Annotated in this window: 4 protein-coding genes and 1 pseudogene; 2 read left to right on the top strand and 3 right to left on the bottom strand. The window is 68.9% G+C overall.

What is annotated here, in order from left to right; genetic code table 11:
• From K8V84_RS09415 to dxr, 3 genes are all read right to left on the bottom strand, one after another.
• Window positions 1-675, bottom strand: a 675-nt coding sequence (locus K8V84_RS09415; protein WP_304073128.1) for a flavodoxin-dependent (E)-4-hydroxy-3-methylbut-2-enyl-diphosphate synthase, incomplete at its 3' end; no start/stop codon positions are given.
• A 202-nt stretch (window positions 676-877) separates the two neighbouring features.
• Window positions 878-2,236, bottom strand: a complete 1,359-nt coding sequence (locus K8V84_RS09420; protein ID WP_304073132.1) for an RIP metalloprotease — start codon at window positions 2,234-2,236, stop codon at window positions 878-880.
• A gap of 27 nt (window positions 2,237-2,263) precedes the next feature.
• The gene (gene dxr / locus K8V84_RS09425; protein WP_304073135.1) at window positions 2,264-3,466 is read right to left on the bottom strand and encodes a 1-deoxy-D-xylulose-5-phosphate reductoisomerase; all 1,203 of its coding nucleotides are present in this window, start codon (window positions 3,464-3,466) and stop codon (window positions 2,264-2,266) included.
• Window positions 3,467-3,741: 275 nt separating this feature from the next.
• Between dxr and K8V84_RS09430 the strand changes: the two genes are divergently transcribed.
• Together K8V84_RS09430 and K8V84_RS09435 are read left to right on the top strand one after the other, a co-directional pair.
• The gene (locus K8V84_RS09430; RefSeq protein ID WP_304073137.1) at window positions 3,742-5,376 is read left to right on the top strand and encodes a CocE/NonD family hydrolase; all 1,635 of its coding nucleotides are present in this window, start codon (window positions 3,742-3,744) and stop codon (window positions 5,374-5,376) included.
• A 129-nt stretch (window positions 5,377-5,505) separates the two neighbouring features.
• Window positions 5,506-5,717: pseudogene (locus K8V84_RS09435) on the top strand (serine protease); the annotation flags it as partial.

The following is a 5,717-nucleotide window of genomic DNA, read 5'->3' on the forward strand; positions in this document are numbered from 1 at the left end:
TTGGAAGGCGGGGCCCGCCTCGGTCACTCCCAGGTGCAGCGGGTAATCGCACTTCTCCGACAGCAGTCGGTAGGCATTGACCATCACCACGGGGTCGTGGTGCTTGACCGAGATCTTGATGTCACGGAAACCGTGCTCCTCGAACAGGGAGCACTCCCACAGCGCCGACTCCACCAGGGCCTCGGGGGTGGCCTTGCCGTACTTGGCCAGCAGGCGCTTGTCGAGCGAACCGGCGTTGACGCCGATACGGATCGGGGTGCCGGCGTCGCCCGCGGCCTTGGCGATCTCGGCGACCTTGTCGTCGAACTTCTTGATGTTGCCCGGGTTGACCCGTACCGCCGCGCAGCCCGCGTCGATGGCCGCGAACACGTACTTGGGCTGGAAGTGGATGTCCGCGATCACCGGGATCTGCGACTTCTTGGCGATGACCGACAGCGCGTCGGCGTCGTCGTTGGTGGGCACGGCCACACGGACGATCTGGCAGCCCGAGGCGGTGAGCTCGGCGATCTGCTGCAGGGTCGCGTTGATGTCGGAGGTGCGGGTGGTCGTCATCGACTGCACGGACACCGGAGCGTCCCCGCCCACGGGGACGTTCCCGACCATGATCTGCCGCGTCTTGCGGCGCGTGGCCATGGGACGCGGAGGGGTGACGGGGATACCGAGATCGACGGTCACGCTTGATTCACCTCGTCTGCCGCCGGAAAGGGACGGCGGCAATTGATGTCGCGGTTCGTGAGAAGGGCGCGGCGGCGCCCGGATCCGCGTTCGGGTGCTCCGCCCGGTCGGCCAGGGCCGTTACCGTCGTTCCCGGAACGCTCGTCCAAGGTTACCCGCCCCGGAACCGATGCTCGGCCTCCCGTGGTGGCACTCACACCGGTCAACCGAACAGCAGCACCGGATTGACCAGATCCGCCACGAGCAGGATCACGCTGAACACCAGGAAGCACGCCACCACGACGTAGGCCACCGGGGTGAGCAGCGCGATGTCCACCGGCCCCGGGTCGGGCCGCTTGAACAGGCGCGCCGTCCACCTCTTGATGGACTCCCAGATCGCCCCGGCCATGTGCCCGCCGTCCAGCGGCAGGATCGGCACCATGTTGAAGGCGAACAGGAAGAAGTTGACGCCGGCCAGGATGCTGATCATCATCGCCGCGGTGTCCACCAGGGGCAGGCCCTGCGACATGATCTCGCCGCCGATGCGGGAGATGCCGACGATGCCCACGGGAGAGTCCTCGGTGCGCTGCTCGCCCAGGAAGGCCGCGCCGAACACCTCGGGGACCTTGCTCGGCAACGCCACGATGGCATGGCCGACACCGACCAACATCTCGCCGACCTCGCCGGCGGACTCGGCCACGGTGAGCGTGCCGCGTTCCTTGGCGAAGTGGATGCCCAGGAAACCGACGGTCTCCACGGCCGGGATCCGGCGGCCGCTCTCGTCGTAGACGTTGTCGCCGTCCTCGTCGGTCTCGTAGACGATCTCGCCGGCCTGGTCGCGGGCGGGCAGCTCGCTCTGGACGATGTCCACCTCGGTGGTGAGCTCTTCGCCGTCGCGTTCGATGCCGAACTCGGTGGGGCCGTCGGACTCTCGGATCTCACGGCTGGCCGAAGCCCAGTCGGGGGTGTCGGTGCCGCCCACGGAGACCACGACGTCGCCCGGCAGCAGCCCGGCCTCGTGGGCGGGGGTGGGCGGCAGGTCGTCGGTGCACTCGGTGATGGAGGCGCTCTGTGGGACGACGCACTCGTTGACGACACCGACCTCGTTGGTGTCCTGGTACACACCGACGCCCATGAAGAGCACGCCGAGCAGCACCGTTCCCAGGACCAGGTTCATGCCCGGGCCGGCGAACATGACGATCAGCCGCTTCCACGGGGAGCGCTGGTAGAACTGACGGTCCTCGTCCTCGGGGGAAAGCTCCACGTAGGAGGCCTCGCGGGCGTCCTCGGCCATGGCCCGCCAGCGCGACATCCTGCGGGCGCCCTGGTCCTCGGCGCGCCGGGCCGGCGGGAGCATCCCGACCATCCGCACGAACCCGCCCAGCGGCACCGCCTTGACGCCGTACTCGGTCTCGCCCCTGCGGGTGGACCACAGGGTCTTGCCGAACCCGACCATGAACTCGGTGCACTTGATGCCGAACATCTTGGCCGTGGCCATGTGGCCGAGCTCATGCCAGGCGATCGAGAACAGCAGTCCCAGGACGAGCAGGATGATGCCGACCACGGTCAACAACACGACCATGTATCTCTCCTCAAGCCAGGTCGGTCCTCAACCGCGGGCGAGCAGTTCGCGAGCGCGGGTTCGGGCCCAGGTGTCTGCGGCGTAGACGTCGTCCAGGGTCAGGGGCGTGGAACCCGGCCGATCCGTCCGCTGGTGTTCCGAGACTACCCGGGACACGGTGTCCATGATCGCCGGGAACGCGAGGTTTTCGCGCAGGAACGCGTCGACCGCCTCCTCGTTGGCCGCGTTGTACACCGCCGGGGCGGTGCCGCCGGCGGCACCGACTTCGGCCGCGATGCGCACCGCGGGGAAGGCGTCGTGGTCGAGCGGCTCGAAGGTCCAGCTCTGAGCCTTGGTCCAATCCATGCCGGGGGCCGCGTCCGGAACGCGTTCCGGGGCGCTCATGCCGTAGGCGATGGGGATCATCATGCTGGGCGGGCTGGCCTTGGCCAGGGTCGTGCCGTCCACGTACTCGACCATCGAGTGCACGATCGACTGCGGGTGGACGACCACGTCGATGCGGTCGAAGGGAACGTCGAACAGCAGGTTGGCCTCGATCACCTCCAGCCCCTTGTTGACCAGGGTGGCGGAGTTGACGGTGATGACCGGGCCCATGCTCCAGGTGGGGTGGTTCAACGCCTGTTCCGGCGTGACGCTCGCCAGCTCCTCGGCCCGGCGACCGCGGAAGGGCCCACCACTGGCCGTGACGACCAGGCGCCGCACTTCGGAGAGCTCGGCGCGGACCAGCCCCTGGGCGGGGCTGGTGAGCTCGCCCTGTGGTCGGTACGGGAAGCACTGGGCGATGGCGTAGTGCTCGGAGTCGACCGGGACGATCTGGCCGGGAGCGGCCAGATCTCGCACCAGCGGACCACCGATGATGAGGGATTCCTTGTTGGCCAGGGCGAGGGTGCCACCGGCGCGCAGGGCGGCGAGCGTGGACTCCAGGCCCAGGGCACCGGTGATGCCGTTGAGGACGACGTTGCAGGGGTGCCCCGCCAGCGCGGCCACTCCATCACCGCCGGTCAGCACCTCGGCGGAGGAGCCCTGTTCGCTCAACAGGCGGGTGAGCTCCACGGCCCGGGACTCATCGGCCACGGCCACTCGTTCGACACCGAGCTGCACGACCTGCTTGGCGAGCAGGTCCACCCGCCCGCCACCGGCGGCCAGACCCACCACGCGAAAGCGCTCCGGGTTGCGCTGGACGATGTCGATGGCCTGGGTTCCGATGGAACCGGTTGACCCGAGGATCACTACTGTTCGCTGCTGTTCTTCTCGCACCCTTCCATTGTCGCCCAATCCGCGGATCGGCGTTCGGGGCCTGTGGACAACGCGGAAGCGGCGGGAAGTCGCCCGGGGCTTTACACGGCAACGCCGTTCGCCTAACTTAACCGGTGAGTAAGTTACGCCACAGTAGAAAGTGACGCCGAGCACGGTCGGGCACGAGCGAACCCGCGCCCCGACCCTCCCCCGATGGCGCCGGCGCGACCCATCGGAGCCTCCCCGCCCCTCCCCCATCGAGGTTTCGAATGACCCCCATCTCCAGAGGCGCCCTGAGCGGCGCACTCCCTCGGATCCTGTCCGTCCTCGTGGCGTCCGTCCTGGCCGCCGCACTCCTCTCCCCCGCCCCCGCGTCCGCGCAGAGCGTCGGCTCCACGATCGGCTACGAGACCATCGTCGGCCACGACGGCACCGAACTGAAGGCCAAGGTCATCACCCCCACCGGCGTGGAGGGCCCGCACCCGCTGCTGGTCATGCCGTCCGCCTGGGGCACCCCGCACCTCCTCTACGTGGGCGCCGCCAAGAGGCTGGCCGAGGAGTCCGGCTACCAGGTCGTCACCTACAGCTCGCGCGGCTTCTGGGACTCCGGTGGCGGCATCGAGGTCGCCGGCCCCGAGGACCGGGCCGACGCCGGCGCCGTCATCGACTGGGCCCTGGCCAACACCGACTCCGACGCCGACCGCATCGGCATGGCCGGCATCTCCTACGGAGCGGGCATCAGCCTGTTGACCGCCGCCGAGGACGACAGGGTCAAGGCCGTCGGCTCCATGAGCGGCTGGGCCGACCTGGAGGCCTCCCTCTACCCCAACGAGACCATCGACGTGCAGTCCGCCGAACTGCTGCTCCTCGCAGGCAACCTGGTCGGACGGCCCGGTGAACTGCTCCAGGAGGTCGAGCGCGAGTACCGCGGCGGCAACGTCGAGCCCATCCTGGAGATGGCCCCGGACCGTTCCGCGGGCACCAAGGTGGATCGACTCAACGCCAACGGAACCGCCGTGATGATCGCGCACGGTTGGAACGACGGCATGTTCCCCGTCGGACACATGGCCGACTTCTACGAGGAACTCTCCGGCCCCAAGCGCCTGATGCTCACCCCCGGCGACCACGCCACCCCCGAGGCGTTCGGCGCGTTCGGCCTGCCCAACGAGGTCTGGGAGGACCTGGGCCGCTGGTTCGACCACCACCTCAAGGGCGAGGACAACGGCATCGACACCGAGCAGCCCGTGCTCGTCAAGCCCAACAACGGAAACGAGTGGTCCTCGCACACCGACTGGCCGTCGGTGACCACCGACACCGACGAGTACCACCTCGGCGAGCCCGGCAAGGACCGGCTGCGCCGGCAGAGCACCGGGGCGATGGAGGCGGAACCGCAGACCGGCTGGGACTACGACTTCCGAACCGGGATCGGCACCACCGCCGAGAGCGGAACCGTGATGCTCTCCGGCGCGCTCCAGCAGTTCTTCGACGTCCCCACCGGGGTCCTGCTGCCCACCGTGGACCGGTACCGGGCGGCCGTGTGGACCGGCCCCACCTACCCCGACGGCGCACGCGTGGCCGGCACCCCCGAGGTGACGTTCACCGTCACCCCGACCGCCGTCGACCAGTCGGTGTTCGTGTACCTGTACGCGATCAACGACCGGGGCACCGGATCGCTGCTGAGCCACGCGCCCTACACGTTGCGCGACGCCACCCCGGGTGAGCCCGTGACGGTGGAGACCGAGCTGACCTCGGTGGTGTGGGACGTTCCGGCCGGACACCGGCTGGCGGTCGTGGTGGACAGCCGCGACGCCCGCTACACCGCGAAGAGCCGGACCGGAGACCGGGTGGAGATCACCTCTCCGGAGGAAGCGCCCACCCGAGTGAGCATCCCCTTCACCCGTTAGAGCAGGGCCGTTTCCGCACCGTCGGCCCGGACGTCCTCACCCGAGGACGTTCGGGCCTTCTTCCCGAAAAACCAAAGACACAAACCCAAAGTAGCCATCAAGTTACCGCGAGTGTGCAAAGATCGGGCCATGACCTCGTCCACCAAATACAAGGTCATCGCCCCGCTGGCCGCCGCCACCGTCGCCCTCGCGGGCTTGGCGATGATCGACAAGCTTCCCGAACCCACGTCGGCCGTCACGCAGGCCGGCCACTCCCCCACCACCCGAGTGGACGGGGTGGCCCACCAGGCCGGCGCGGTCACCCAGGACCAGCACGCCGAGACCCTCGACTACTGGACCAA

The organism is Nocardiopsis listeri (assembly GCF_020741345.1).
Taxonomy (GTDB): Bacteria; Actinomycetota; Actinomycetes; order Streptosporangiales; family Streptosporangiaceae; genus Nocardiopsis; species Nocardiopsis listeri_A.